Genomic DNA, 24,843 nt, shown 5'->3' with positions numbered 1-24,843 from the left:
CATGACCCAGCTATACCGCATCGGCCAGATCGTGCCGAGTTCGAACACCACCATGGAAACCGAAATTCCGGCGATGCTCAACGCACGCCAGGCGATCCGCCCCGAGCGGTTCACCTTCCATTCCAGCCGCATGCGCATGAAGCAGGTGAAGAAGGAAGAACTGGCCGCGATGGACGCCGAGTCCGACCGCTGCGCAGTCGAGCTGTCCGACGCCAAGGTCGATGTGCTGGGCTATGCCTGCCTTGTGGCGATCATGGCCATGGGGCTGGGCTATCACCGCCAATCTGAAAAGCGCCTGCAGCAGGCCACCGCCGACAATGATGCACTGGCGCCGGTGATCACCAGCGCCGGGGCGCTGGTGGAAGCCTTGCATGTGATGAAGGCCAAGCGCATTGCCATCGTCGCGCCGTACATGAAGCCGCTGACCGAGCTGGTGGTGAACTACATCCGCGAGGAAGGCTTCGAGGTGCAGGACTGGCGCGCGCTGGAAATCCCCGACAACCTCGCCGTGGCCCGTCACGACCCGGCCAACCTGCCGGACATCGTCGCCGGCATGGACCTTGAAGGCGTCGATGTGGTGGTGCTGTCGGCGTGCGTGCAGATGCAATCGCTGCCGGCAGTGGCCAAGGTCGAGGCGCAAACCGGCAAGCCGGTGGTCACCGCTGCCATCGCTACCACCTACGCCATGCTCAAGGCGCTGGACCTGGAGCCGATCGTGCCGGGCGCCGGTGCCTTGCTGTCGGGCGCCTACTGAAATCGGGAGACGGACATGAGCGACGCACAAAGCGCCCGTGACAACTACCAGGGTGTGTGGGGCCAGCGCATCGGCTTTGGCCGCAAGCCGGCCCTGCTGATGATCGACTTCATGCAGGGCTACACCACCCCGGGCGCACCGCTGTACGCCTCGGGCGTGGTCGCAGCGGTCGAGCAGGCCGCCGGCCTGCTGGCGCTGGCCCGCGACTGCGGTACCTTGGTGGTGCATACCAACATCCGCTACCAGCCTCCGCATTTTGCTGACGGCGGCGTGTGGGTGCGCAAGGCGCCGGTGATGAAGGACATGGTCGAAGGCAACCCGCTGGCAGCCTTTTGCGAGGCCGTTGCGCCACAGGCAGGGGAGGTGGTGCTGAGCAAGCAGTACGCCAGCGCTTTCTTCGCCACCAGCCTGGCCCCGCTGCTGCATGCACAGGGGGTGGATACCGTGGTGCTGGCTGGCTGCTCGACCAGCGGCTGCATCCGCGCCAGTGCGGTGGATGCCATGCAGCACGGGTTTCGAACCATCGTGGTGCGCGAGTGTGTCGGTGACCGCCACAGCGACCCGCACGAAGCCAACCTGTTCGACATCGACAGCAAGTACGGCGATGTCGTCACCCGGCAGGATGCCATGCAGCAACTCAGGCACCTGGCCGGCTGAACGCCGGGCAGCGCCTACCCAATAACAATCAAGGACCGGTGCGGGAAGCCCGTCCATGACCGCCTGCTGTCCGGGTGGTCGCCCCGCAGGAACACTCGGGGTCTTCAGGCGCTGTCCAGGCCCGCCGCGTAGAATGCGCGGCGTGCCCGGCGCGTCGAAAACTGCTGGCCTTAAAACAACCACAAAGTCGCCCGCCAGGAGACAGGAAATGCCAATTGCGAATGCAACCACGGTCCACAGTGACATCGACCATGGCACGAAAGCGCTGTACAGCAAGATCACCTGGAGGCTCATCCCCTTCTTGTGCTTCTGCTACCTTGCAGCTTATCTGGACCGCATCAATGTCGGCTTCGCCAAGCTGCAGATGCTCGAAGACCTGCAGTTCAGCACAGCGGCCTATGGCCTGGGTGCCGGGCTGTTCTTCGTCGGCTACATCATCTTCGAAGTGCCGAGCAACCTGATCCTGCAGCGCGTTGGCGCCAAGCTGTGGATCGCCCGCATCATGATCACCTGGGGCCTGCTGTCGGCCTGCACCATGTTCGTCACCAGCACCACCCAGTTCTATATCCTGCGTTTCCTGCTGGGGGCGGCCGAAGCCGGCTTCCTGCCAGGCGTGCTGTACTACCTGACCATGTGGTACCCCACCTATCGCCGCGGGCGCATCATTGCCCTGTTCATGATCGGGCTGCCGTTGTCGAGCGTGATTGGCGGGCCGATTTCTGGCTGGATCATGGGGCATTTCGACCAGGTTCAAGGTTTGCATGGGTGGCAGTGGCTGTTCCTGCTGGAGGCGATCCCCAGCGTTTTACTCGGCATCCTCACGTTCTGGGCATTGCCTAACCATTTTCAGCAGGCCAAGTGGCTGTCGGCTGACGACAAGGCACAACTGGCGGCAGACCTGGCCGCCGACGATGCCGAGGGCAAGGACAGCAAACACAGCTTCCGCGATGGCTTCTTCAACCTTAAGGTGTGGATGCTTGGTGGTATCGACTTTTCGATCCTGCTCAGCGCCTATGCAATGGGCTTCTGGATGCCGACCTTCATCCGCGATGCGGGCGTCAGCGACACCTTCCATATCGGCCTGCTCACGGCCATTCCAAGCCTGGCCGCGCTGGCTGGCATGCTCATGATCGGGGCCAGCTCCGACCGCCACCGCGAGCGCCGCTGGCACATCATCGTGCCGTTCATCATTGGTGCAATCGCCATGGCCAGCAGCACCTTGTTCAGCCAGAACCTGGTGATGACCGTGGTGCTGTTCGCCATTGCCTCGGCGGCGATCATCGGCGCGGTGCCGGTGTTCTTCAGCCTGCCGGCGACCTTCCTCAAAGGTACCGCAGCCGCCACCGGCTTTGCCCTGGCCTGTTCGGTAGCCAACATCGCCGGCCTGGTGAGCAACTCACTGATGGGCGTGGTCACCGACCTCACCGGCACCTCGCACGCTGCGCTGTGGGTGTTTGCCGGCTGCCTGATCCTCAGCTGCTTCCTGGTCATTGCCTTGCCGGCCAAGCTGGTCAACCGCTAGCGGCCCAGCGCTTCGCGCAACGGCAGGGCAGGCGGGCCGAGGCCCGCCTGCCGACCTCTCTCGATGCAACCCGCACGCCGGTGGCCATGCAGTGCCGCCGCGCCGGGTTGCTGTTGCCCAAATCCAGGAGTAGCCCTATGCAAGGTTTCACTGCGCCGCGTTTTTCTTCGTCTGCACGCCTGGCCGGCGGTTGTATTGCCGCCGCCTTGTGTGCAGAGGCCACGGCAGAAGAGGCTGGTTTCATCGAAGGCGCCCGCGCCACGCTGCAGGCGCGCAATTACTTCTTCAGCCGCGACTATGCCGATATCAAGGGCGCCAGCACCCAGTCGCGCACCCAGGAATGGGCGCAAGGGTTTATCCTCAATGCCAGCTCCGGTTATACCCAGGGCACCGTTGGCGTGGGTGTGGATGTTACTGGCCTGCTGGGTTTCAAGCTCGACAGCAGCCCGGAACATGCCCGGTCCGGGTTGCTGCCCAGCCTGGACAGCGGCAAGTCGGCGGACGAATACAGCCGCGTGGGTGCGGCGATCAAGTTCAAGGTGTCGCAAACCGAGCTGAAGGTGGGCGAGTTGATGCCCAACCTGCCGGTGCTGCTGTTCAGCGATTTGCGCCTGCTGCCGCCGACATACCAGGGCGCGATGCTGGAGTCGCGCGAGTTCGCCGGGTTGACCCTGAGCGCCGGCCAGTTCCGCTCCACCAGCCTGCGCGACTCGTCCAACAGCCAGAAGATGTACGCGCTGGTCAACGACCCGATCAACCCGGCGCGGCTGGCGCGTTTTACCAGCGACCGGTTCAACTACGTGGGGGCCGACTATGCCTTCAACGACAACCGAACCAGCGTCGGTGTCTGGCAGGCGCAGCTGGAGGATATCTACCAGCAGCGCTTCTACAGCTTCAAGCATGCCGAGCCGATCGGGGGCTGGACGCTGGGGGTCAATGCCGGCTACTTCGATGCCAGCGAGGACGGGAGCAAGGTGGCTGGCGACTACGATAACCATGCGCTGTTCAGCCTGTTCTCGGCCAAGACCGGCGGGCATACCTTCTATGTGGGCTATCAGCAGATCGGCGGGGATGACGGCTTTATCCAGGTAGGCGCCAACACCAACCCGATGGGTAATACGCTGCCGACCTATGAGTTCTCGGCGCCGGGTGAACGCTCGTGGCAGGTGCGACATGATTACAATTTTGTCGCCTTGGGGCTTCCAGGGCTGACGTCGACCCTGCGTTATGTGAAGGGCCGGGACGTGGAGACAGGGCTGGGCTTTGAAGGGCGTGACCGCGAGCGTGACCTGGACCTGGCCTACGTGGTGCAAAGCGGGCCGTTGGCCGGGCTTGGGATACGGGTGCGCAACGTGATGGCGCGCTCCAACTACCGGACAGATATAGATGAGAACCGCTTGATTCTGAGTTACACGATCAAGTTGTTCTGAGGGGGTAGGTGACCCGGCGCCAGCTCGGTTCCCGAAGCAACCTTGTGCTGCGAAGAAGCAATAACTGCCTAAGGCAGTCGTTTGCCTTACCGCGCTCTTCGCAGCGCAAGGCTGCTCCTGCAAGGTGATGGGTAGGTTTGAGCTGTGGAGCATGACAATGGCTCTTGCAGGTCACTGCAAGGTGTCGGGCTTCAGGCTATCCGGCAGTTGCCGAAGGGCCTCCTCAAGCCGCGCGATCGGCCCAGTGAGTTGATCCGCTTCCTTGTCCTTGCCTTCACCTCTCAGGCGCTCACACTCAACGCGCAGGTTAAGCAGATTTTTCTGCAATTTCAGTGCAGAGGTTTTGAACGAGTCCATGCTTTTCTCACGCTGTAGGCTTCCGTACCGTTGTAGGAAAAATGGACCGTAGCAGCTCGAATTTGCCGGAGAAACTGATGTTTCATACAGGCAAGACTCATTGCCGCCTTCTTTCCTACAGGGTGCGGTAAATAATCCTGCAAGTCGTGTTTCAGATCGTGTCCTCCCAAGCAAGCTCAATCTACCGTATTGGCTGGGTTCGGGCGCTTTCGAGGGGCAGCGCACCCAACGCAGGTGCTGGGTAAACCTGGAGGCGTGTTTGGAAACTTCATGTATCAATTGCCGGCCCGCGAGCGACACGTGCTCAGCGTCAACCACTGTGGCTGAATCCAGCTCGGCGGCATCTGCGCGTCACATCTGATCCGCTTTTTTTCCATAAACCTGAATCTGTAACCGTATCAGCCCAAGCTCGACAATATGCCCATTCCCGCATCACAACTGTAGAGGTTCCAATGGGCAAGCTGGCGCTGTTCCTGGGTGGTTTTCTGCTGCTGACCATTCTGATTGGTATTCTTGGCACCATTCCGCCAAGCTGAGTTCAACTGCGTTTTCCCCTGCGCGGCCCGTCCACTCCAAGCGACGGGCCCAATCTATTGGCCAATGGCCGGTCATCTTTTTCATCGCACTGCTGGGTCAGCATCAGGTGCAAGTCATTCTCAGGGCAGGCGTGGATCGAGCGGGTCAGGTTGGCCAGTTCGCCTTTCTCCTTGTGCGATAAGTCGTTCTTTACGCTGGGAAATCTGTCCACAAAAAACGTGGGTAGGTCTGTGGATAAAGTGCTGCAAGCCAGACCCGCGGCGGGCTCTGTTAAATTGAGCAGAATTTGAACAGTCGTTTCATGGCTTGTTTCAGTACAGCGGGCCGGCTCGGCGCAGGGCGGCCAGCAAGTCACGCACCCGCGTCGGCAACTCGCCGGCAGGGTATACAGCATGCATCTGTGGGTCTTGGCCGCTACTGGACGTCAAGCGGTACTGCGGGCACACCCGCACCAGGCGGCCGGCCTTGACCTGTGCTTCGCCGACCCAGGCGGCAAGGCGTGCGATGCCGGCGCCGGCCAGGGTGCTGTGGTACACCGCGCCTCCTGAGCCCAGGCGGAGCCTGGGCCTGGGGCGCAGGCTGGTGATCTGGTCATCGTGGCAGAAGTGCCAGGCCTTGAGGATGCGTGGCGCGGTATGCAGGATCAAGGTGTGTCCATCCAGGTCTTCCGGATGTTGCGGTGTGCCAGCCAGGGCCAGATATGCCGGGCTGGCATACAGGTGGCGCTGGTAGGGCCAAAGCGGGTAGCCGATCAGCTCGCTCGATTGCGGAAAGGCGCCGCGCACCACGAAGTCGAATTTACCTTGCAGCGGGTCAAGGGCTTCGTCGCTGTACTGCACGTCCAGGGTCACCTGAGGGTGGCGGCTGGAAAACTCGGCAAGCACTTGCGGTAGCACATGCTCTCCCAGCAGTTGCGGCGCGGCAAAGCGAATCCAACCTTGGGCGCTGCCGCTGAGCGCGGCCAGTTCGTCGGCAGCATCGCGTTGCACATCCAGCAAGCGTTCGGCATGCGGCAGCAAGCGCTCGCCGGCCTCGGTCAGTGTGACGGCGTTGGCGTTGCGGTTGAGCAGTTTGCTTCCCGCATTGTCTTCCAGGGTTTGTACCGCGCGCGTAACTGCGCTGGGCGAACGCCCCAGGGCGCGGGCGGCAGCAACGAAGCTGCGCTTGTGCGCCACACTGACGAACGCCTGAATTTCCCGCAGCATGTCCAGTGCCATGGCGTGCTCCTCGTTGCAGTTATCGCAATATGGCATTTCAACACAAGTGTGCCACTTTGATTAGCCTTGCAGGCGTCTTCACTGCCTGGAACCGCGTCATGATGGATATTGCTGTGCTTTCTGTGTTCGCCTTCGCCGCTGGGTTGATCGACGCCGCGGTGGGTGGCGGCGGGCTGATCCAGATCCCGGCCTTGTTCAACGTGTTGCCCTCCGCGCAACCGGCCGCCTTGCTCGGCAGCAACAAACTGGCGTCCGTGTGCGGCACGGCCTTCGCGGCCCGCTCGTTCATCCGTAAAGTGACGCTGGATTGGGGGTTGATCGTACCGGCGGCACTCAGTGCCTTTGTCATGTCGTTCGCGGGGGCCGCCACGGTGTCGCTGGTACCCCCCAGCGTGATGCGCCCGGCAGTGCTGGTGCTGATCGTGCTGATGGCTGTCTACACCTTCTGCAAGAAGGACTTCGGCACCTTGCACACACCTGCGCAGGTCGGCCGCAAGGAGCAGTGCCTGGCAGTGCTGATCGGCGGTGCTATCGGCTTCTACGATGGCCTGTTCGGCCCGGGCACCGGTAGCTTCCTGATCTTCCTGTTCATCCGCTTCTTTGCCCTGGACTTCCTGCACGCCTCGGCTTCGGCCAAGGTGGTGAACATTGCCACCAACCTGGCGGCGCTGGTGTTCTTCGTGCCGACGGGCAACGTGCTGTACGCCATAGCCTTGCCCATGGCGGTGTGTAACATTCTCGGCGCGCTGACCGGTACCTGGCTGGCGGTACGCAAGGGTGCCGGGTTTGTCCGCGGGCTGTTCCTGGTGCTGTTGTGTGTGCTGATCGCCAAGCTGTCGTGGGACCTGCTGGCCGGCTAGTTCAGATCACCAGGCGCTGTGCTTCGGCCTGTTCGACGCGATTGCGGCCCCGGGCCTTGGCCCGGTACAGCGCCTGGTCGGCACTGGCCAGCAGTTCGTCGAGGCTGGGGGCCGGCATGTCTGCGTCGCAGCCTGCCACACCGATACTCACGGTAATCTGCAGGCGCTGGTCGGCCTGTGTCACGTGCAGGTCCTGTATGGCGCGGCGCAGGCGTTCGGCGGTGAAGTTGGCCCGCTCTGGCGCAAGTCCGGGCAGGATGACAACGAATTCTTCGCCACCCAGCCGTGCGATCAGTTCATCGTTGTGCAGTTGGTCCTGCAGGGTGCTGGCGAATTGGCGCAGCACCTGGTCACCGACGGCATGGCCGTGGGCATCGTTGATCGACTTGAAGTGGTCGATGTCCAGCATCATCAGGGTCAGCGGCAGCGCCTGGGCGTGCTGCTGGCGGCTCTCCAGCAGCGAGTTGGCACGGCGTGTGAAGGCGCTGCGGGTGAGCACGCCGGTGAGGTGATCGACGGTGGCCTGGTGCGCCAGGCGGGCCATGAGGCTACGGTTGGCCTGGCTGACGCAGGCCACCACCAGCGGCCCGAGCACCAGCATGGCGATGCCCAGGCGCGCCGACATCAGCGTGGTAACCCCAGGCTCGCTCTGCGGCACGCTGAAGTGCATGAGGTTTTGCGCCACGGCCACGATGAGCGTACTGCCGGCCGTGAGCGTCAGCAATGAAACCAGGAACGGTGAGTAGGTCCAGGCACACCACAGTAACGCGGCAATCGGGAAGGCAATGGCCCCAGGGCCACCGAATGCGATGCTGAATGCCAGCGAGGCCAGCAGTACCAGCAACGGCGCCAGGCGAATGGGCTGCGCGCCGCCGCGCACCAAGGCCCGCACCGAGGGCGCTGTAAGCAGCACCGGCAGCACCAGCACGCCGGTCGAGAACTGTTCGCTGAACCAGGCTAGCCAGGTGGCGCGCAACGACTGTTCGAACCAGGGTGCGGCCATTACCGCTGCCATGCTGGCCGCCACCATGGCAGCGGCGGCGCAGGCGGCGAACACGCTGAGTACGCCGTGCGGGCTGCGCATGCGCCGGTGCATGCGTGGCAAGCGCGACAGCAGCTGCCAGAGGGTGACCACCACGCCAAGATTGCACAGGTTTAACCACAGAGCCGGTACCCAGGCGCTGCCACACAGCAGGTCGGCCCCGACCATGGCCAGCCACACCAGGCTAAAGCCCGTAAACGTGGCTTGACGGGGGTAGCGCAGCAGTACGCCGGCCAGTACGGCATTGACTGGCCAGAACAGCGACAGCGATTCGATCGGGCGTGCCAGGATACCGCCCAGGGTAAGGGCGAAGGTTACGCCAACTACAATGACATAAGGCAACACGCGCGATTGGGCTGGAAAAACCATGAACTCGACCGGCAAGCGGAAACGAAATCCAGGACAACGCGATAGAGCACCTGGGGCAATTACCCGCAGTGTGTTGGCTCAGGGTGGTTGATGTCAATCTGCCGCGATTGGTTGCGATAATGTCAAATTGCCTCTATTTCTGGCCACTTTCCTCACAGCCCGAAGAACCACGGCACCATCACGACGGTAACCAGCATCACCAGCACGGTGAACGGCACGCCAATCTTGACGAAGTCAGCGAAGCGGTATTGCCCGGGCCCAAGCACCAGCGTGTTGACCGGTGATGACACCGGCGTCATGAATGCCGCCGACGCGGCCAGTGCGACGGTCATGGCGAACGGGTAGGGCGACATGCCCAGCTGCGCCGCAGTGCTGACAGCCACCGGCGCCATCAGAACCGCGGTGGCGGTGTTGGAAATGAACAGCCCGATCACTGCGGTGACGGCGAACAGGCAGGCAAGAATGGCGCTGGGGCCGGCACCACCCAGCACGTTCACCAGCCCACCCACCGCCAGGTCGATGCCGCCGGTTTTCTGCAGCGCCTGGGCGAAGGGCAGCATACCCACGATCAGCACCAGGCTTTGCCAGTGGATGGCGCGATAGGCACTGTTCATGTCGATGCAACGGCCTGCGCCCATCAGCAAGCAGCCGATCAACGCTGCCATGACATTGGGTACGGCGCCGCTGACCATTAGCCCGACCATTACCGCCAGGCTAAGCAACGCTTGCGGCGCGCGAGTGCGGGCTGGTGCGACCAGGTCGATCTCGGCGGGCAAGCTCAGGACCAGGAAATCTTTGGGCTTGCTTTGCAATTGGCGTACTGCCTTCCACGGGCCGACTACCAGCAGCGTGTCGCCAAGGCGCAGCTTTTCTTCCACCAGTTGCTCTTCGATAGCGGCCTGATCGCGGCGCAGGCCGACCACGTTGAGGCCATAGCGGGTGCGGAACGCCAGTTCGAGGATGCTCTTGCCGATCAACTGCGAGCCGGGTGGCAGCGACACCTCAGCCATTCCCAAATCCTGGGACTGGTCGATGAAGTAGGCGGCCTTGAAGTGCAGCGGCTCCAGGTGCATGGTTTGGCACAGGCTGCGCAGGTTGTCATGCTTGGCGAACAGGTCGAGCAGCAGCACGTCGCCCTGATGCAGCACGGTGCCCGAGTCGGCCGCGATCACGCGCGTGGTGAACTTGTGTTGGCGCTCGATACCGATCACGTTGGCGCCGTGTCTGGTGCGCAGTTGCAGCTCGCCAAGGTTGTGGCCGATCAGCGGTGACTGAGGGCGGATGCGCAGGCGTCGTTCACGGCCGTTGAGCTTGTAGTCCAGTACCAGGTCCAGCAAGGTGCGGCGGCTTTCCACCCGGCCGTCCTTGCGCATTTCACCGTTGAGCCAGTGCCGGGTCAGCAGCATGTAGCCAATGCCCAGCACCAGTACCACCAGGCCGAACGGGGTAAAGCTGAAGAAGCTGAACCCCGCTTCGCCATGGCGGACCAGTTCGCTGTGCACCACCACGTTGGGCGGTGTGGCGACCAGGCTGAGCATGCCACTGATGAGGCCGGCAAAAGCCAGTGGCATCATCAGGCGGCTGGGTGACAGCTGCAGGCGCGCAGCGATGCTCAGCACCACCGGGATGAAAATGGCCACCACGCCGGTGGAGCTCATTATCGATCCCAGCCCGGCCACCGCCACCATCAGCAGTACCAGCAGGCGTGCTTCGCTATTGCCGGCCCGCTCGCTCATCCATTCGCCGATGCGATAGGCAATGCCGGTGCGCACCAGGCCTTCGCCAATCACGAACAGGGCGGCGATCAGCACCACGTTGGGGTCGCTGAACCCGGCCAGGGCCTGTTCCACGGTAAGGATGCCGAGTAGTGGCAGGGCGAGAATCACCAGCAGCGCGACCACGTCCATGCGTGGGCGGTTGATGACGAACAGGGTAATCACGATGGCCAGCAGGCCGAGGACCCAGAGCAACTCATGGTTCATGGGGAGGGGGTGTTCCTTCACACGGGGGCACGATAGACAGTAGCAGTCAGTGTGCCAGCTTGTAGTGAAGGGGGTGTTGATGTGCTGCAACAAAAAGGGCCGCTATGCGGCCCTCCGGTCACGGGGTCAGTGACGGTGGCGGTGGTGCTTCTTGCTGCCGCGGTTGTTGTCGCCCAGATGGTTGCCGAGGGCACCACCGGCCGCGCCGCCCAGGCCGGCACCCACGGTCGAACCGGTCTTGCCGCCTACTGCACCGCCCAGCAGCGAGCCGCCGGCCGAGCCCAGGCCACCGCCGATGGCGGCTTCGGTACGGTTGCCTTTGCGCGCACCGACAGCGCTGCCGGCTGCGCCGCCAACGCCGGCACCGATGGCTGCGCCGGTCTTGCCGCCGAGCTGTTGACCAACAACGTTGCCCAGGACACCCCCCAGGCCACCGCCAATGGCGGCAGTACCGTCACCGGCGAAAGCGCCCTGGCATAGCAGCAGGCCAAGGGCAAGGGAAGGCAGAGTCAGACGCATGATACGAACCTCAAAGGAATCATCAGGATAAGTCGCCGCGCAACGGGCGGCAGGTCAGGGCTGAAAGGACGCTTCAGCGGTAGTAGCGGTCACCGCGGTATTGCCGATCGTCATCGTCGTCGCGGTCATGGCGATGGTGGTGGCGATGGTCACGGTCGCGGTCACGCCAGCCGTCGTCATCATGGTAGCGATGGCTATGGCAACCTGCGGTCAGCAGGACAACAGCAACCAGAGAAAGGCTTGCAAGACGCGTGAGCACGATATAGGTCCTTGATCCGCATAGGTTTACGGGGCACCTTTTAAGACTGGGACCGATCGATTTGGTTTCCCGGGCGGGCAAAAAAATTGTGCTTCAAGTGATCAGCGCCAAGGCGTTCGCCTGAAAGAACGGGCTGTGGCGCTGACCGGCATTGATCGTTCCAAGCGTATCAACACGTTCTGGCCATGCTTGGCCGGCGGCGAAGTGCTGTGCAATGGGTCGCCTTGGCCGGGGCGTGTCGAATCAGGATGCCGGTTGAATCGCCAGCACCACGCCATTGGTGATCTGCACCAGCACATAATGCTTGCCCATGCGCACCCAGTGGCTTTCCTTTTCCGGTTCGGGCAGGCCTTTGGCTTTCCAGTCCTGGATGGCCTGGTCATCGCGTTTGTACTGGTCCGGGGCCTTGTCGCCGACGTTCAGTTCACGGTTGTGGGTTTCGGGGGCGGTGATGCTTTCTTCGCTCGAGGGGGCGGCGCTGACGCTCAGAGGCAGGCAAGGCAGGGCGGCGAGTAGCAGATAGTGCAGTTTCATGATGCGTTCCTCGTGATGGCATGTTTTATCTGCGACAGCGGCAAGTGCGCGGCAATTCACTCGGGATGCCTGCCAGTGCTAGAGTCGCCTTCTTTTTTGCGACCCCGAGGATGGAACATGCGTGCGATTCTGCCGTTGGCTGCGGTGCTGATGCTGGCCGGTTGTGCTTCTGCGACCATGGAAACGGCGCGTGGCGGCAAGCCGACTGCGCAGCTCGATTCGCACAAGGCGCCAGAGCTGGTGGCCCAGTGCATCCAGTTCAGCTGGCAGGAAGAGAAGGTGTTCGGTGATGACGCCAGCGGCTACCTGGAGCCTCGCAAGCAGGGCGGTTTCACCGTGTTTACCCGTGAGGCCGAAGCGTTCGTGGACGTTTACCCGCAGCCGGGCGGCACGCGTGTGGATTACTACGCGAAGCAGAACGACGGCGTGGCCCTGCAACGCCGAGCGGCTGCTGCAACCTGCCTGTAACGGCTGGCGCCTGTACGGGCGCTATCGCCGCTTCTGCAAGGGCCCGTGCATTCAGGAAGGGCAGTTGTTGCCACAGCAGAGGCGCGCGGGCTTTACAGTTTTTTTCAAGGCAGTTGTGTCGCAGGGCGCTCGGTGGCGGCTAGCATAAGGTGCTTCCACTCAAGGACGACACCATGGACCGTTCACTGCAACTCAACCGCATCAGCTGGGATGAGCGTGCCCCGTTGCACGCCGCTTCGAAGGACTACGAGGTCGAACGCCTGGTCCAGCAACACGGGCACTTGTCCGAAACCGTACGCTTCGACCTGCCATTGCTCGGTGACATCGACGGGCTTGATACGGTCCACTTGCAGTGCCACATCGGCACCGACACCCTGTCGCTGGCGCGCCTTGGCGCCAAGGTTTGCGGCCTGGATTATTCCAAGGCTTCGCTGGCCGAGGCACGGGCATTGGCCGAGCGTTGCGCGCTGCCCATCCGGTATGTCGAGTCTGACGTCTATGCCGCCGACAAGGTACTGCCGGCGGGTACATTCGACCTGGTCTACACCGGTATTGGCGCGCTCTGCTGGTTGCCCCGCATCGAGCCTTGGGCGCGCACCGTCGCGGCACTGCTGAAACCGGGCGGGCGGCTGTTCCTGCGTGACGGGCACCCGATGCTGATGGCTGTCAACGAAGATCATCAGGACCGCCTGCAGCTCGAATATCCGTATTTCGAACACGAAGCGCCGACGGTGTGGCACAACGACCAGACCTATGTCGAAACCGATCAACGCCTGGCCCACACCGAAACTCACGAATGGAACCACGGCCTGGGTGAAGTGATCACCGCCTTGCTGGCCCACGGCCTGCAGCTGACAGCGCTGGTCGAGCACCAGAGCATCCCCTGGGAGGCGCTGCCGGGGCAGATGGTCAAGGGCGAAGACGGCGAATATCGCCTGCGCGAGCAGCCTGCCCGCCTGCCCCTGAGTTACACCTTGGTCGCCGTCAAAGCCTGATCAGGACAGGAAGCCACCGTCGACATTGAGCGTGGTGCCGGTGGTGTAGCTGGAGGCATCGCTGGCCAGGTACAGCACCGCGCCCGCCATTTCCTTGGGGTCGGCCACGCGCTTGAGCGGGATCTGCTGCAAGGCGGCGTTAAGGATGGCTTCGTTCTTCACCAATGCCGAAGCGAACTTGGTGTCGGTCAGCCCCGGCAGTAGCGCGTTGCAGCGAATACCGAAGGGTGCACACTCTTTGGCGAACACCTTGGTCATGTTGATGACCGCTGCCTTGGTCACCGAGTAGATGCCTTGGAACAGCCCGGGTGAAACACCGTTGATCGACGCCACGTTGATGATGCTGCCGCCGCCGTTCTCGCGCATCAGCTTGCCAGCCTCCACCGACATGAAGAAGTAACCACGGATGTTCACGTCCACGGTCTTCTGGAACGCCCCTGGGTCGGTGTCCAGCACATTGCAGAATTGCGGGTTGGTGGCAGCATTGTTGACCAGCACGTCCAGTCGCCCGAACTGTTCGCGAATGCCGGCGAACACCTGCTGAATCTGTTCCAGCTCACCAATGTGGCAGGCCACAGCCGTGGCCTTGCCGCCGGCGGCAATGATGGCGTCGGCCACCTGCTGGCACCCGTCAAGCTTGCGGCTGGAAACGATCACATGGGCCCCTTGCTGCGCGAGCAAGTGGGCGATGGCCTCGCCGATGCCTCGGCTGGCGCCGGAAACAAAGGCAATCTTGCCGTCGAGGTCGAACAGGTGGGTCTTGGACATGCTGTTTTCCTTGTTATCCGTCGTCGTGGGCTGTGCTCAGAGGCTGGACTTGGAAATGACCTGCAAGGTCATTTGTTCCAGCAAGCGGTTCATGTGAATGAACTGGGCGAAACGCTTGTCCTGGGTCTGGCCATGGTAGTAGCGGTAGTAGATCTGCTGAACGATGCCTGCCAGGCGGAACAGGCCATAGCAATAGTAGTAATCGAAGTTGTCCAGGCGGATGCCGGCGCGCTCGGCGTAGTAATCGACGAACTGGCGACGGCTGAGCATGCCCGGCGCGTTGCTCGGCTGGCGGCGCATCAACTGCACTGGCGCCGGGTCGCCGGCTTCGATCCAGTAGGCCAGGGAGTTGCCCAGGTCCATGAGTGGGTCGCCCAGGGTGGCCATTTCCCAGTCCAGCACACCGATGATGCGCATGGGGTTGTCCGCGTCCAGGATGACGTTGTCGAACCGGTAGTCGTTGTGCACGATGCCTGGGCGCGGGTGGTCGGCGGGCATTTTTTCGTGCAGCCAGGCGGTTACCGTTTCCCAGCGTGGCGCATCCGGTGTCAGGGCTTTTTCATAACGGCTGGTCCAGCCCTCGATCTGACGCTGCACGTAGCCCTCCGGCTTGCCCAGGTCGGCCAGGCCGCAGGCGGTGTAGTCCACCTGGTGCAGCTCGACCAGGCGGTCGATGAAGCTTTTGCACAGGGCTTCGGTCCGGCTGGCGTCCAGGTTCAGTTCGGCCGGGATGTCCGAGCGCAGGATGATGCCCTTGACCCGTTCCATCACATAGAACTCGCCGCCGATCAGGCCGGTGTCGGTGCAGTGTGCATAGGCCTTGGGGCAGAAGGGGAAGCCGCTGTTCAGCTGGTTGAGGATGCGGTACTCGCGACCCATGTCGTGGGCCGACTTGGCCTTTTGACCGAAGGGTGGTCGACGCAGCACGAAGTCGCGGCCCGGGTAGCTGACCAGGTAGGTGAGGTTGGAGGCGCCGCCAGGAAACTGGCTGATGCTCGGCAGGCCGTGCAGGCCGGGGATATTGGCTTTGAAGTAAGGGTCGATGACGGCCGCGTCGAGTTCTTCGCCGGGGCGTACCTGGGTGGACTGGTCGGTGAGCGTCATGCGTCTTCCTTATTCTCGATAGCAAGTACTATTGGGTAATCTAATGGTCCGCCGGGGTTGGAACAATCGTCCCATGTGCCAAATAGGTGAGGGTGTTGCTGGTGGATCACTGCACCGAATGCAGGGCAAAAAAAACCGAAGCCGTCAGGCTTCGGTTTTTCGATCATCCGGTATTCCCAGCCCTCAGGACGGGAACAGCTCGCTGAGTTTCATCGACAGCATCATGTCGCCTTCAACCCGCAGCTTGCCACCCATGAAGGCCTGCATGCCGTCGGTTTCGCCGCTTACGATACCCTTCAGGGTTTCGGCGTCCATCACCAGGGTGCAGTTGGCATCCGGGTTTTCGCCTTCCTGCAGGTCGCAAGTGCCGTCCTTGACGATCAGCGCGTAGTGCTTGTCTTCGTCGGTGATGTTGAAGCCGAACACCAGGTCCAGGCCGGCGGCAGCGGATGGGTTGAATTTCTCTTGCATCTTTTTGACGGCATCAGCTACGGAGGTCATGGCGCATTCCTTATAGAGTGATTTACACGTCCCCGCAGGGACACAACAAGCCGGGCTTATCGGTAGGTGACAAGCTCCGGCGCCCTCAACAGCTGCACATGGGCCTGGCTGTTGAAGGAGGCTAGTGCCACGTCGCGGCCGCGAAACTTCAGCTGGCTGAGCGACGTGTTGATGATCTGCCAGTTCAGCGCGAACGCCTGGCTGGGGGTAATACCGGTAACCAGGTGGAGCAGGGCGGCAATGGTGCCACCCGAGGTGAAGATAGCAACATGATCGCCGCTGCCGGCGCTGTCCAGCACGCGTTGCAGGCCCCCTTGTACGCGTGACGTAAACGAATGCCAGGTTTCCAGGCCATTATCGGCATGCTCGCCATCGTGCCAGCGCTGCACCATCAACGCGAACAGGCGCTGAAACTCGCTGCGATGCTGCGCAGCATTGCGCAGCACATGCAGGGCATCGGGCTCTTCCGGCAGCAGGTCGGGCAACAGGGCGCGGATCACCCCGTCGGCATCGAACTCATTGAATGCGGCGTCGGTCTCAATCGCCGGCACCGGGCAGCCGTTGGCGTGCAGCGCCTGCAGCGCCAGCCGTGCGGTATCCTGCTGGCGGCGCAGGTCGCCAGCCACGCAGCGGTCCAGCCGCACGCCCAACTGGGCCAGGTGTTCACCCAGGGCCTGGCTCTGGCGCACGCCCACGGGCGAGAGGACGTCGTAGTCATCGGCACCGAAGGAGGCTTGGCCATGTCGAATCAGGTAGAGATTGCCCACGAAAGGTTCCGGCCTGTTGGAGGTTGCTGCGAGGTTAGGATGCGGCTCACGGGCTGTCAACGAAAAAACATACAAGCGTTTGAAAAGGTTGTTTGAAAGATGTTGCCAGCGTTTACACCGGCTGGCAGCACCATAGACGCAACGGTATGCTTGCAACAGTGACGCGCCGTAGTGGCGCAGGCATTTAAGGAGTCAACGTGGAGTTTCTTGCCGAATACGCAAGCTTTCTCGCCAAAACCGCCACCCTGGTCATCGCCATCCTGGTGGTGCTGTCGGCCATCGCCGGTCTGCGTGGCAAAGGTCGGCGCAAATCGGGCGGGCAATTACAGGTCACCCGACTGAACGATTTTTACAAGGACCTGCGTGAGCGCCTGGAGTCCGGCCTGCTCGACAAGGCCCAGCTCAAGGCCCTGCGCAAGCAGCAGGCCAAGGCGGAAAAACAGCAGAAGAAGGGCAAGGCCGAAGACAAGAGCCGGGTATTCGTACTGGACTTCGATGGCGACATCAAAGCCTCGGCCACCGAAAGCCTGCGCAACGAAATCACCGCGCTGCTGACGCTCGCCACCGCGCGTGACGAAGTGGTACTGCGCCTGGAAAGCGGCGGTGGCCTGGTGCACAGTTACGGCTTGGCTGCGTCGCAACTGGCGCGTATTCGTCAGGCAGGCATCCCGTTGACCGTGTGCATCGACAAGGTGGCTGCCAGCGGTGGGTACATGATGGCCTGCATCGGCGAGAAGATCGTCAGCGCCCCATTCGCCGTACTGGGGTCTATTGGCGTGGTGGCGCAGTTACCCAACGTCAACCGCCTGTTGAAAAAGCACGACATCGACTTCGAAGTGCTGACTGCTGGCGAGTACAAGCGCACCCTGACCATCTTTGGCGAAAACACCGAGAAGGGCCGGGAGAAGTTCCAGGAAGACCTGGACATCACTCACCAGTTGTTCAAGGATTTCGTCTCCCGCTATCGTCCGCAGTTGCACATCGATGAAGTGGCCACTGGCGAAGTCTGGCTGGGCGTGGCCGCCTTGAATCGCAAGCTGGTTGACGAGTTGCAGACCAGTGACGAGTACCTGAGCGAGCGCGCACGCAACGCCAACCTGTTCCACCTGCACTATGCCGAACGCAAGAGCCTGCAGGAGCGTATTGGCATGGCCGCCAGTGGTACCGTGGAGAACACGGTGGTGGGCTTGTGGAGTAAACTCAGCCGCCTGCGCTAACACCTTGAACCCGTTGAAATTTTTTTTCGTTCAGGGGGTTGCAAGGTTAAAAGAATGAAGACATAATGGCGCCCATCGAAACGCAGCAAACTTTGAAAAAGGTTCAGCGTTTCAAGGAGATAGCAAAGCGCAAGCAGCTAGATCCGACCTTTGAGGCCGAGTAGCAAAGTGGTTATGCTCCGGATTGCAAATCCGTCTACGCCGGTTCGATTCCGACCTCGGCCTCCACCATTCGAAAGCCCCGCAGATTAACGTCTGCGGGGTTTTTCTTTGTGCGCCAGAAAATACCGAAGTCCCAAAACTAATTGAGACCAGTCCCAAAACTTCGTCATTTGGAAGGCTTGGCGATGGCCCCGACGCGCCGATAAACGCGCTCGGTAATTCCCTCTTTCGAGTGGCCCAACAGCACGCTTGCATCGCTCAGATCGTTGATCTCCGAGGCCGCCTTCGGTCGGATGTCGCGAAACTGGAACTGGGCGATTCGGTTGGCCAGGTCCGGCTTCTTCTCGACCTCAGCTTTCACCCTTGCGCCCTCGCGGGCGTCTGCCCACCGGTTGCGTAACATTGGCCAACTCATGCGTTTGCCGTGCTCGTTGACGATGAAGAACGGGGACAGGTGTTCTCTGGTCCTGTGCATGATCCGCTCGAGTAGCAGGCCCAGGCTGTTCTTCACTCCATCTACTTCCAGGACGATCCTCAATCGCTTGCCGGTCTTGCCCTGGCTGACCAGAAGGTAGATTCCCTCCATATCGTCCTTCCGCATGGACAGTACGTCCGATGGCCGCTGGCCAGTCAGGTAGGCCAAGTCCATCGCATCCTTCAGCTCCGGTGGAGCCTCCTTGTACACCGCCTGCCAAACTGTTTCGTTGGCGTAGAAGTCGCGCGGTTTCTCCTTGTTCTTCCTTACGCCCAGGCACGGGTTGTCCCGGGTGGTAAGCCCCCATTCCCTCGCCGTGTTGAATACGTGGGAGAGCAGGGCGATTTCCCTGTTTGCCCTGGTCTTCGCCGACCGCGAGTCGCGGTACTGCGCGATCATGGCCGGGGTGATGGCGTCGATCGGCGCCGAGTCGAACACATTGCGCAGCTGCTTGAGCTCGTAGATGTTGTCCTTCTGGGTCCTGGCGGCCTTGCCTGGGATGATCTTCAGCAGGTACTCGTCGAAGATCCCCTTCATCGTGGTCAGTTCTTTCGGCACCGACTTGGCCTCCAACTCCGCCCACTTCAGCTTGGCCTTCATCAAGTCATTGCCGAGGAAGATGTCCTTGCCCGACTTGTCTCTGTAGTACAGGGCCTCCCACACCTTGCCATTGGCTTTTTGTCTCTTGCGGCGATACATACCTGGTGGCAAGTCGCGATTCTCGGTCTTCCTTGGGCGCATTTCACTTCACTCGGGAAAAATCAGGGGTCCAGGTGGGGGCTGGTGGAGGGGCTGCTACGACCGGCACGGTATCGATCACCACGCCGCTGAGCTTCTGACGGGCGTATTGGCGGCCCACGAGTGGCCGGCCGCCGCGGCTCTCGACAAAGTGCCAGCCTTTTTCTGTGAGCCAACGGCGCTGCCACGCCCGGGGTTTGTAGCCGGTGATCTCCACCAGCTCTTCGTCCGAAAGGATCTCGGTTTCCATGGGGGAAATCTCTATGTTGTTGATGATGGCAACACCAGAAGAAAGTTGTTTGGATTCCGATCTTGCCCGAGAACAACAGGCAGTTGAGTTATCCTGGTGCTTACTAACGAGAAAGGAGTATCGCTAATGCCTGTAGGAGCGCTTTTGGAGCTACTACAGGCAGTCTTTGTGATTTAGCTAGCCATTGTTGCAAACTGGTGCAACTTGGACCCAGAAGCCACCGGTATATTGAAGCGTGATTCGTGAGAGGCTGCCTCTAAGCACTTGGTTGATTGAACTGTCAAGTCTGATGTTCCCGATGGCGCGTCTCAAGGTTATTTCATGCGCTGAGGAGGTAGGGCGTAGCACTAGTTCCATTCCTTCAACCCCACCATGTATCGTGTCTAGATCGTCTGCATTCCCAAGTTCGGGAGTAACAGCATGGTACGATCCGGTTACTGTGATTGTCCCGTCTTTGATGGAGAGCGCAGGGCGAGGTTCTTTGATAACAAGCCGCTCTCCTGCTGTGGGTACGCGTATTCCTGCTGGTGTTAGAGAAAAAGCAGGCGAGCTCTTAGAGGCATGCTTGAATTCAAGATTATCTCCTAGATTGACATTCATCCTCATAAGCCAGTCGGAACTACCGTTGTTTGCATCTCTCGTTAACTGAACCGAGCAGTTTCCAGTGTTTCCATCGGAGCCTAAGATTGTACCTGAATAGCCTGTTGGAGCCTTGCCAAATACTCCAAATCGTCCGTTGAGAGGGTCGCCTGAAACTATCACTGGGACTGGAATCTTTCCAACGAATTCAGGGTTGAATATCGTGCTCAGGAAGTTGTTTCGCATGCCATAAAAGCCGATGCCTCGTTTTACATCGGTAGATGCGATAAAGGTCGGGGTGTCTGAGTTTGGTATGCCGTAAGGAGATAATTCACAAACACCGCCATAGAACTGCACGTTTGATGCTTTTCCAAGGCGGAGAGGATGGTTTGCTCTGGTTCGCATCACGCAGTCATAAAAATAGTGGCCATTGATTTCCGCCGACGAGGCATCCACATCGCCATCGATATAAAGGCAGGACCAAGTATCCGCAGTTGCATAATACTCAATGCGCTCCTCTGTGGTCATAGAGCCCCGACTATGATGGTCTAAGGTGTACATTTTGAAGTTGTATCCTGCCGTTCCGCTGAGTCCATAGCTGGCAGAAGTACTGCTCCCAAGAATTGCAAGTCCGTGTTTTCCCATTGTGGAACCGCCGACAAATTTATTGTAATCGGGGTCATCGTTTCCCGCGCTAGAAATAATTGCTGTGCCAGCTTTAGAGAAATATCCGAATACTACGACCCCTGAGGAGACTTCTTGGGCGCTGTCATCGAACAGATGCCCGACCTCGTAATCGGCTTTGTTTTCAAATCCTGGCTTAGTTGCTTTGCCATTTGCATCAATGCAAATCATATCTTGAATTATGGCAAGGTCTCTAATAGATGCGCCCAGAGACCCATGTCCAGTATTGACCGACCGAATACAGTATCGGACTGTTGAAAATTCGTCAGATCTTTGGGGGAATTGCGCTACTAAGGTTCCCCGGCCTTTAAAGGCTAGAACCGTTCCTGGCATCAAATGCCGATACCCTTCTCGTAAAAATTGCTTTGCGTCCAAGGTTCCAAACCCGAACTCTGGTGCTACTTCTCCTTTCATCAGGAAGCCTTGAGGCTTATCAAAGCCGTTTGAGAATGAGTATATTCCAAATCCAAACTTAATACCTTTCGCGCCTGAGGCTATCGCCATCGCTAAAGGCTCAAGGTTATCAGTGATGTAGTCACCTTTGCCGCCAAAACTTTCGATAGTAGGTAGCGTTTCAGATGAGAAGTCCTGAACTGCTCGGGCAATAGCGCCACCTAGCAGTTGTTTTTCTTCCATTGTGCCTATTTGGGATATATTGTTTTCCGTCATGCATGACTCCTTCGCCTAAAGAGGCAGATTGGTTGATTGTGATAATGGAGTTAGTCGCAACTGGTGAGCCCAGACTCGTGAGTGCATGGGCTCAAGAATGTTTGTGCCCAGTAACGACCGTTATAGCGTCAGTTCCTTCGGAACCTGGACAGTATCGCCGAGCTCAAACTGAGCGATGGCCTGCATGGCGACAGTCAGTGGGTTATCGGGATGGTGGAACGCGGTTCGGCGGTGCTTTCGCTCTTTACCTAAGATCGTGCTGCTCCAGAAACCCGACTCGTAGTAGCCGTTGCGCTTGTCCATGGAGCCGAAGTTGCGGTGCACGGCGCTTGTCGGTGGCGACAGCGAAACCTGGTACTTCTCGATCAGCTTCCCGCCCAGCGCCCATTCTTCCCACGGGTTGTACCGCTTGATGTGCTCGATGGCCTCGCCCCGGTACCTGGCGAACACCCGCCAAGGAACCCCGTTGTACCCGGGCGGCTCAAGGAACAGGTCCAGGCCCTCCGCCTTTCCGACAGCCCAGCCAAGCGCCTCACCGACCAGGTCTGCCGTCTTCACTTCGATCAGGGCGGTCATGGCTGGGTGCCCGGCGGGGAAGGCATGGGCTGCCAGTGGGTGACCTCATCACCCGAACCAGAATCGATAAGCGGCATCCAGTATTCATCAAAGTCGTCGTGCGGTTCGAGCGAGTACCAGCCGGTGAAGGGCGTTCCTTCTTCGGGCTGCTCGTCATCATCGGTATTGAGCAGCTTCTCGTTCAGCCATTCCGCTGCGAACACGTACGTCTTGTAGGTTCGGCTGCGGTAGACCGCGACGATAAAGGTGGTGTCGGAATTGACTGGCGTTTCCGGCAGCCTGTCGCTGCATTTGATCCATTCGCTCACAGCTGATACCTCTCATCAGTCCAGCGCCCAGGCGCCAGTGCGGGTGTAGGTTCGGGTTGTGTTTCGTGCGGGGAGAACTGGCGCTCGTTGCCGGCCAGCAGCTGGCTGTCGGGGATGCAGCTGATGCCGCCCTTGTAGTAGTGGCCGCTGTAGACCCAGCAGGTGACGGCGCGCTTGTCGTCGTGGATGACCTCGACGTTGGGGGCAACCTGTTCTGCGCTGGCGCCGGTGGCCAGCAGCAGGAGGCAAAGGGCGAGTCGGGTCATGGCTCGACCCCAGCAGCTTCTGGAATCTCCTCGAATTTATAGGTCTTGATGACGCGCTCCTCGACACCCGCGACCTTGATGAACTTGGCCTCATTCACCCACGGGTAGGCATTCGGATCGCCGTGCTTGCCACCGCCGCTCATCTCGCAGAAGGCGAGGGCACGACCATCGGGCAGGATGAAGGCCTTTACGTCGACCTCGTAGTTTCTGCCCCAGCTGTAGTGGCACCACTCGGGGATGCCGCTTACCTGTTCAGCTTCGTATCGCACTTCGTTGATGGCGTCGTCATGCTCGTTTTCTTCGAAAAGAACCTCGAGCAGCTCGCCAGGTGCCGCAGCCAGGAAGGCCAGATCGACGTCGGTAGACTGCCCATCATCGTCGGTAAACGTGTAGTCGTAGCCGAACTGGAGGCCCTTGCGCATGACAAGCAGCTTGGCCAGCTGACTTGCGGTGAGGGTGCTCAGGTGTTGGTTGATGTTTGCTTCGAGCATACGAATTCCTTGGCCGCCATATCGCGGCAGTGAATAGAGGGGAGAGGGGTTACAGCGGAGAGTACAAATGTGCTCTTGTGTGTTTTTCACATCTGGGTCATCAGGAGGGGACTAGACTGAGCTTCCCAACTGGAGAGCAGCCATGACCACAGAAAGGGTTATGCATTTGGAGCACGCGCTGGCGGCGGTCTTTGCAGCAGCGGAGCAGCAGGGCATCGACATCGGTGAACTGCGCCGCCAGGCCATTGGCGGGCTCATAGGCAACACGTCCTGGCAATGGGTAGATGCCGAGCTGGTGCCTGGCGCAATTGCGGAGATCGAAAGTGCTCTCTGGCTGCTGGAGCAAGAGACAGAGGAGGCGGGTTAAAACGACTTTGTTTCAGGCCTGCGCAGCCGGCGCGCTCGGCTCTGCGGTGGCGGATAGGGCGCAGCATTCAGCCTCAAGCGCTTCATGCTCTGGGGCGGTAAGCGCGCCGCTGCGCACGACCTTGGCCAGCTGGTCGCGCAGGCTTTCAATCTCCGCACGCTGATCGCATACCACCTTCCAGTGCTTGGCGATGCCTTCACGCAGCCGCTCAACCTCGCCAGGGTCAGCGTGCCTGAACACCGGGAATGGCCCATCGTACAGTTCGGGGTTCAGCCTTTGGTCGTATCGTGCAAGCCCGAGCGTCCCGGCAAGGCTGCCTTTGAGAGTCTTGGCCAACCAAGCCACCGGCTCGCCCTGTTGTTGCTCGGCAGGCGCAGTGCCGGTCATCGGCCCAAGTCCAACAATCGGCAGCCCAGTCTCTGCGGCATCCCGCTCTGCCTCTTCTTTGGTCCACCAGATGGCAGTACCAACCATCCAGGCTATAGGCTCGGGGTGGGGCTGCGGGGCTGGCTGGGCTCGGGCATTCCACTTTTCAATGTGGGCTTGCTGGTCTTCGCGGAAGCCCCAACTGATCGGGCCGAGGATCTGGCAGCGGTGCATGAAGCTGTAGATGTCTTCGCGGTGATGCTTCGTGATCTGCGGCTTCTCACCACAGAACGGGCAGGGAAGCAGTGCGCTTACCATCTGTGTGTTGCTGGATCGGTTTTCTGTGGGCATGGGGATACCTCGTAGCTATCATGCAGCCAGTCTTTAGGGAGAATGATGATGTCGATTTGCTTGGCGATCACTGACGCTGACTGGGCGCTTACCAAGGATGTTTTCAGCGTAATCGGGACGTTCGTCAGCGCAATTGGCGTGGGCCTGGCTTCCTGGGTTGGATTTTCAGGCCTTGCTACGTGGCGGCGCCAACTGAAAGGTGCATCCGACCATGAGCTGTCGCGCAGGGCTTTAATTGAGCTTTATCGATATCGGGATGCAATGGAGCAAGCTCGTCTTGCGGGGATGCTTGGGTGGGAATTCCAGCTTTCAGCAGATGAAGCGGCGGGATTGTCATTTGCCGAGAAACACCATCTCGAATTGAGGAAGGGCTATCAACGAAGACTTGAAGCACTTCGTAGCGCTCGTGAGCCGATCCATATCACTTTGCTAGATAGCGAGGCGGTATGGGACAGGACTCTTACTGACTTATTTGCACCTCTATTCAAGCTGCATCACGAATTTGCAAAGGTCGTAGAGTTGAACTTGATCGCGTCCGACCCCCGAGAAGACGAGGATGACCGGCGACCCTATCGTGAGATTCTTAAGTCTCGCAGAGACATCATGTACGACACCCCAGATGAAAAAGGTGATGACTTTAGGCAAGAGTTCGATAAAGCCTGTGCTGCCGTAGAGAGTTACTTAAAAGATAAACGTCTTTAG

The 24,843-nt window shown here is 60.3% G+C and carries 29 protein-coding genes and 1 tRNA gene; 11 read left to right on the top strand and 19 right to left on the bottom strand.

The window, feature by feature from the left end:
* The first annotated feature begins 1 nt into the window (after nt 1).
* The 4 genes from C4Q27_RS01265 to C4Q27_RS01250 all read left to right on the top strand — a co-directional run bounded on the left by C4Q27_RS01265 (nt 2) and on the right by C4Q27_RS01250 (nt 4,363).
* The gene (locus C4Q27_RS01265) at nt 2-754 is read left to right on the top strand and encodes an Asp/Glu racemase (RefSeq protein ID WP_104886337.1); all 753 of its coding nucleotides are present in this window, start codon (nt 2-4) and stop codon (nt 752-754) included.
* Between the two features lie 15 nt (nt 755-769).
* The gene (locus C4Q27_RS01260) at nt 770-1,411 is read left to right on the top strand and encodes an N-carbamoylsarcosine amidohydrolase (protein WP_104886336.1); all 642 of its coding nucleotides are present in this window, start codon (nt 770-772) and stop codon (nt 1,409-1,411) included.
* Nucleotides 1,412-1,619: 208 nt separating this feature from the next.
* Nucleotides 1,620-2,933 carry an MFS transporter gene (locus tag C4Q27_RS01255; RefSeq protein ID WP_003251108.1) on the top strand — a complete coding sequence of 438 codons (1,314 nt, stop codon included), beginning with the start codon at nt 1,620-1,622 and terminating at the stop codon, nt 2,931-2,933.
* A 137-nt stretch (nt 2,934-3,070) separates the two neighbouring features.
* Complete coding sequence (locus tag C4Q27_RS01250; RefSeq protein ID WP_104886335.1) at nt 3,071-4,363, top strand: OprD family porin; 1,293 nt, start codon at nt 3,071-3,073, stop codon at nt 4,361-4,363.
* Nucleotides 4,364-4,534: 171 nt separating this feature from the next.
* Here C4Q27_RS01250 and C4Q27_RS01245 read toward each other — a convergent pair whose 3' ends face one another.
* Both C4Q27_RS01245 and C4Q27_RS01230 read right to left on the bottom strand, forming a co-directional pair.
* Nucleotides 4,535-4,720 (bottom strand): hypothetical protein, encoded by a 186-nt coding sequence (locus C4Q27_RS01245; RefSeq protein WP_104886334.1) that lies wholly within the window; start codon nt 4,718-4,720, stop codon nt 4,535-4,537.
* A gap of 848 nt (nt 4,721-5,568) precedes the next feature.
* On the bottom strand, nt 5,569-6,474 hold the full coding sequence (locus C4Q27_RS01230; RefSeq protein WP_104886332.1) for a LysR family transcriptional regulator: 906 nt from the start codon (nt 6,472-6,474) through the stop codon (nt 5,569-5,571).
* A 98-nt stretch (nt 6,475-6,572) separates the two neighbouring features.
* Here C4Q27_RS01230 and C4Q27_RS01225 point away from each other — a divergent pair, with 98 nt between their 5' ends.
* Nucleotides 6,573-7,334, top strand: coding sequence for a TSUP family transporter (locus tag C4Q27_RS01225; protein ID WP_010954755.1), 762 nt, complete (start codon nt 6,573-6,575; stop codon nt 7,332-7,334).
* 1 nt (nt 7,335) lies between these two features.
* Here C4Q27_RS01225 and C4Q27_RS01220 read toward each other — a convergent pair whose 3' ends face one another.
* The 5 genes from C4Q27_RS01220 to C4Q27_RS01200 form a co-directional block, all read right to left on the bottom strand.
* Complete coding sequence (locus C4Q27_RS01220) at nt 7,336-8,760, bottom strand: GGDEF domain-containing protein (RefSeq protein ID WP_104886331.1); 1,425 nt, start codon at nt 8,758-8,760, stop codon at nt 7,336-7,338.
* A gap of 137 nt (nt 8,761-8,897) precedes the next feature.
* Entirely contained in the window at nt 8,898-10,727 is a 1,830-nt protein-coding gene (locus C4Q27_RS01215) for an SLC13 family permease (protein WP_104886330.1), read from the bottom strand.
* 126 nt (nt 10,728-10,853) lie between these two features.
* Nucleotides 10,854-11,246, bottom strand: coding sequence for a glycine zipper domain-containing protein (locus tag C4Q27_RS01210; RefSeq protein ID WP_010954752.1), 393 nt, complete (start codon nt 11,244-11,246; stop codon nt 10,854-10,856).
* A 73-nt stretch (nt 11,247-11,319) separates the two neighbouring features.
* On the bottom strand, nt 11,320-11,505 hold the full coding sequence (locus C4Q27_RS01205; protein WP_004577263.1) for a hypothetical protein: 186 nt from the start codon (nt 11,503-11,505) through the stop codon (nt 11,320-11,322).
* Between the two features lie 243 nt (nt 11,506-11,748).
* Nucleotides 11,749-12,039 carry an RcnB family protein gene (locus C4Q27_RS01200; protein ID WP_010954750.1) on the bottom strand — a complete coding sequence of 97 codons (291 nt, stop codon included), beginning with the start codon at nt 12,037-12,039 and terminating at the stop codon, nt 11,749-11,751.
* A 117-nt stretch (nt 12,040-12,156) separates the two neighbouring features.
* Between C4Q27_RS01200 and C4Q27_RS01195 the strand changes: the two genes are divergently transcribed.
* Both C4Q27_RS01195 and C4Q27_RS01190 read left to right on the top strand, forming a co-directional pair.
* On the top strand, nt 12,157-12,507 hold the full coding sequence (locus C4Q27_RS01195) for a hypothetical protein (protein WP_003251087.1): 351 nt from the start codon (nt 12,157-12,159) through the stop codon (nt 12,505-12,507).
* Nucleotides 12,508-12,680: 173 nt separating this feature from the next.
* A complete protein-coding gene (locus C4Q27_RS01190; RefSeq protein WP_104886329.1) occupies nt 12,681-13,502 on the top strand; it encodes a bifunctional 2-polyprenyl-6-hydroxyphenol methylase/3-demethylubiquinol 3-O-methyltransferase UbiG in 822 nt (273 codons plus the stop codon).
* Here C4Q27_RS01190 and C4Q27_RS01185 read toward each other — a convergent pair whose 3' ends face one another.
* The 4 genes from C4Q27_RS01185 to C4Q27_RS01170 form a co-directional block, all read right to left on the bottom strand.
* The gene (locus tag C4Q27_RS01185) at nt 13,503-14,270 is read right to left on the bottom strand and encodes an SDR family oxidoreductase (protein ID WP_003251082.1); all 768 of its coding nucleotides are present in this window, start codon (nt 14,268-14,270) and stop codon (nt 13,503-13,505) included.
* 36 nt (nt 14,271-14,306) lie between these two features.
* Entirely contained in the window at nt 14,307-15,374 is a 1,068-nt protein-coding gene (locus tag C4Q27_RS01180) for a phosphotransferase family protein (RefSeq protein ID WP_104886328.1), read from the bottom strand.
* A 183-nt stretch (nt 15,375-15,557) separates the two neighbouring features.
* Complete coding sequence (locus C4Q27_RS01175; RefSeq protein WP_003251077.1) at nt 15,558-15,875, bottom strand: SCP2 sterol-binding domain-containing protein; 318 nt, start codon at nt 15,873-15,875, stop codon at nt 15,558-15,560.
* A 56-nt stretch (nt 15,876-15,931) separates the two neighbouring features.
* Complete coding sequence (locus C4Q27_RS01170) at nt 15,932-16,642, bottom strand: histidine phosphatase family protein (RefSeq protein WP_104886327.1); 711 nt, start codon at nt 16,640-16,642, stop codon at nt 15,932-15,934.
* Between the two features lie 197 nt (nt 16,643-16,839).
* On the opposite strand from C4Q27_RS01170, the gene sohB reads away from it, so the two are divergent.
* Together sohB and C4Q27_RS01160 are read left to right on the top strand one after the other, a co-directional pair.
* Nucleotides 16,840-17,859: a protease SohB gene (gene sohB / locus C4Q27_RS01165; protein WP_064492611.1), complete on the top strand. Its 1,020-nt coding sequence runs from the start codon at nt 16,840-16,842 to the stop codon at nt 17,857-17,859.
* Nucleotides 17,860-18,013: 154 nt separating this feature from the next.
* Nucleotides 18,014-18,087, top strand: a tRNA-Cys gene (locus C4Q27_RS01160).
* 100 nt (nt 18,088-18,187) lie between these two features.
* On the opposite strand, the gene C4Q27_RS01155 is transcribed toward C4Q27_RS01160, so the two are convergent.
* From C4Q27_RS01155 to C4Q27_RS01130, 7 genes are all read right to left on the bottom strand, one after another.
* Complete coding sequence (locus tag C4Q27_RS01155; protein ID WP_104886326.1) at nt 18,188-19,237, bottom strand: site-specific integrase; 1,050 nt, start codon at nt 19,235-19,237, stop codon at nt 18,188-18,190.
* A 1-nt stretch (nt 19,238) separates the two neighbouring features.
* Nucleotides 19,239-19,484, bottom strand: coding sequence for a DUF4224 domain-containing protein (locus C4Q27_RS01150; protein WP_104886325.1), 246 nt, complete (start codon nt 19,482-19,484; stop codon nt 19,239-19,241).
* A gap of 177 nt (nt 19,485-19,661) precedes the next feature.
* Nucleotides 19,662-21,416 carry a hypothetical protein gene (locus tag C4Q27_RS29225; RefSeq protein WP_158666113.1) on the bottom strand — a complete coding sequence of 585 codons (1,755 nt, stop codon included), beginning with the start codon at nt 21,414-21,416 and terminating at the stop codon, nt 19,662-19,664.
* Between the two features lie 120 nt (nt 21,417-21,536).
* Nucleotides 21,537-21,992 carry a DUF2591 domain-containing protein gene (locus C4Q27_RS01145; protein ID WP_104886324.1) on the bottom strand — a complete coding sequence of 152 codons (456 nt, stop codon included), beginning with the start codon at nt 21,990-21,992 and terminating at the stop codon, nt 21,537-21,539.
* Nucleotides 21,989-22,300: a DUF551 domain-containing protein gene (locus tag C4Q27_RS01140; RefSeq protein WP_104886323.1), complete on the bottom strand. Its 312-nt coding sequence runs from the start codon at nt 22,298-22,300 to the stop codon at nt 21,989-21,991. The genes C4Q27_RS01145 and C4Q27_RS01140 overlap by 4 nt, the downstream gene beginning before the upstream one ends.
* Nucleotides 22,297-22,566, bottom strand: a complete 270-nt coding sequence (locus C4Q27_RS01135) for a hypothetical protein (protein ID WP_104886322.1) — start codon at nt 22,564-22,566, stop codon at nt 22,297-22,299. Before C4Q27_RS01135 ends, C4Q27_RS01140 begins: the two co-directional genes overlap by 4 nt.
* The gene (locus C4Q27_RS01130; RefSeq protein ID WP_104886321.1) at nt 22,563-23,057 is read right to left on the bottom strand and encodes a hypothetical protein; all 495 of its coding nucleotides are present in this window, start codon (nt 23,055-23,057) and stop codon (nt 22,563-22,565) included. The genes C4Q27_RS01135 and C4Q27_RS01130 overlap by 4 nt, the downstream gene beginning before the upstream one ends.
* A gap of 142 nt (nt 23,058-23,199) precedes the next feature.
* On the opposite strand from C4Q27_RS01130, the gene C4Q27_RS01125 reads away from it, so the two are divergent.
* Nucleotides 23,200-23,424: a hypothetical protein gene (locus C4Q27_RS01125; protein WP_104886320.1), complete on the top strand. Its 225-nt coding sequence runs from the start codon at nt 23,200-23,202 to the stop codon at nt 23,422-23,424.
* 12 nt (nt 23,425-23,436) lie between these two features.
* Here C4Q27_RS01125 and C4Q27_RS29615 read toward each other — a convergent pair whose 3' ends face one another.
* A complete protein-coding gene (locus tag C4Q27_RS29615) occupies nt 23,437-24,108 on the bottom strand; it encodes a Lar family restriction alleviation protein (RefSeq protein WP_104886319.1) in 672 nt (223 codons plus the stop codon).
* Nucleotides 24,109-24,189: 81 nt separating this feature from the next.
* On the opposite strand from C4Q27_RS29615, the gene C4Q27_RS01115 reads away from it, so the two are divergent.
* Nucleotides 24,190-24,843: a hypothetical protein gene (locus tag C4Q27_RS01115; RefSeq protein WP_104886318.1), complete on the top strand. Its 654-nt coding sequence runs from the start codon at nt 24,190-24,192 to the stop codon at nt 24,841-24,843.

It is taken from the genome of Pseudomonas sp. SWI36, assembly GCF_002948105.1.
GTDB classification, from domain to species: Bacteria; Pseudomonadota; Gammaproteobacteria; order Pseudomonadales; family Pseudomonadaceae; genus Aquipseudomonas; species Aquipseudomonas alloputida.
Note: the sequence above shows the minus strand (reverse complement) of the source record. Positions and strands in the feature narration are given on the sequence as shown.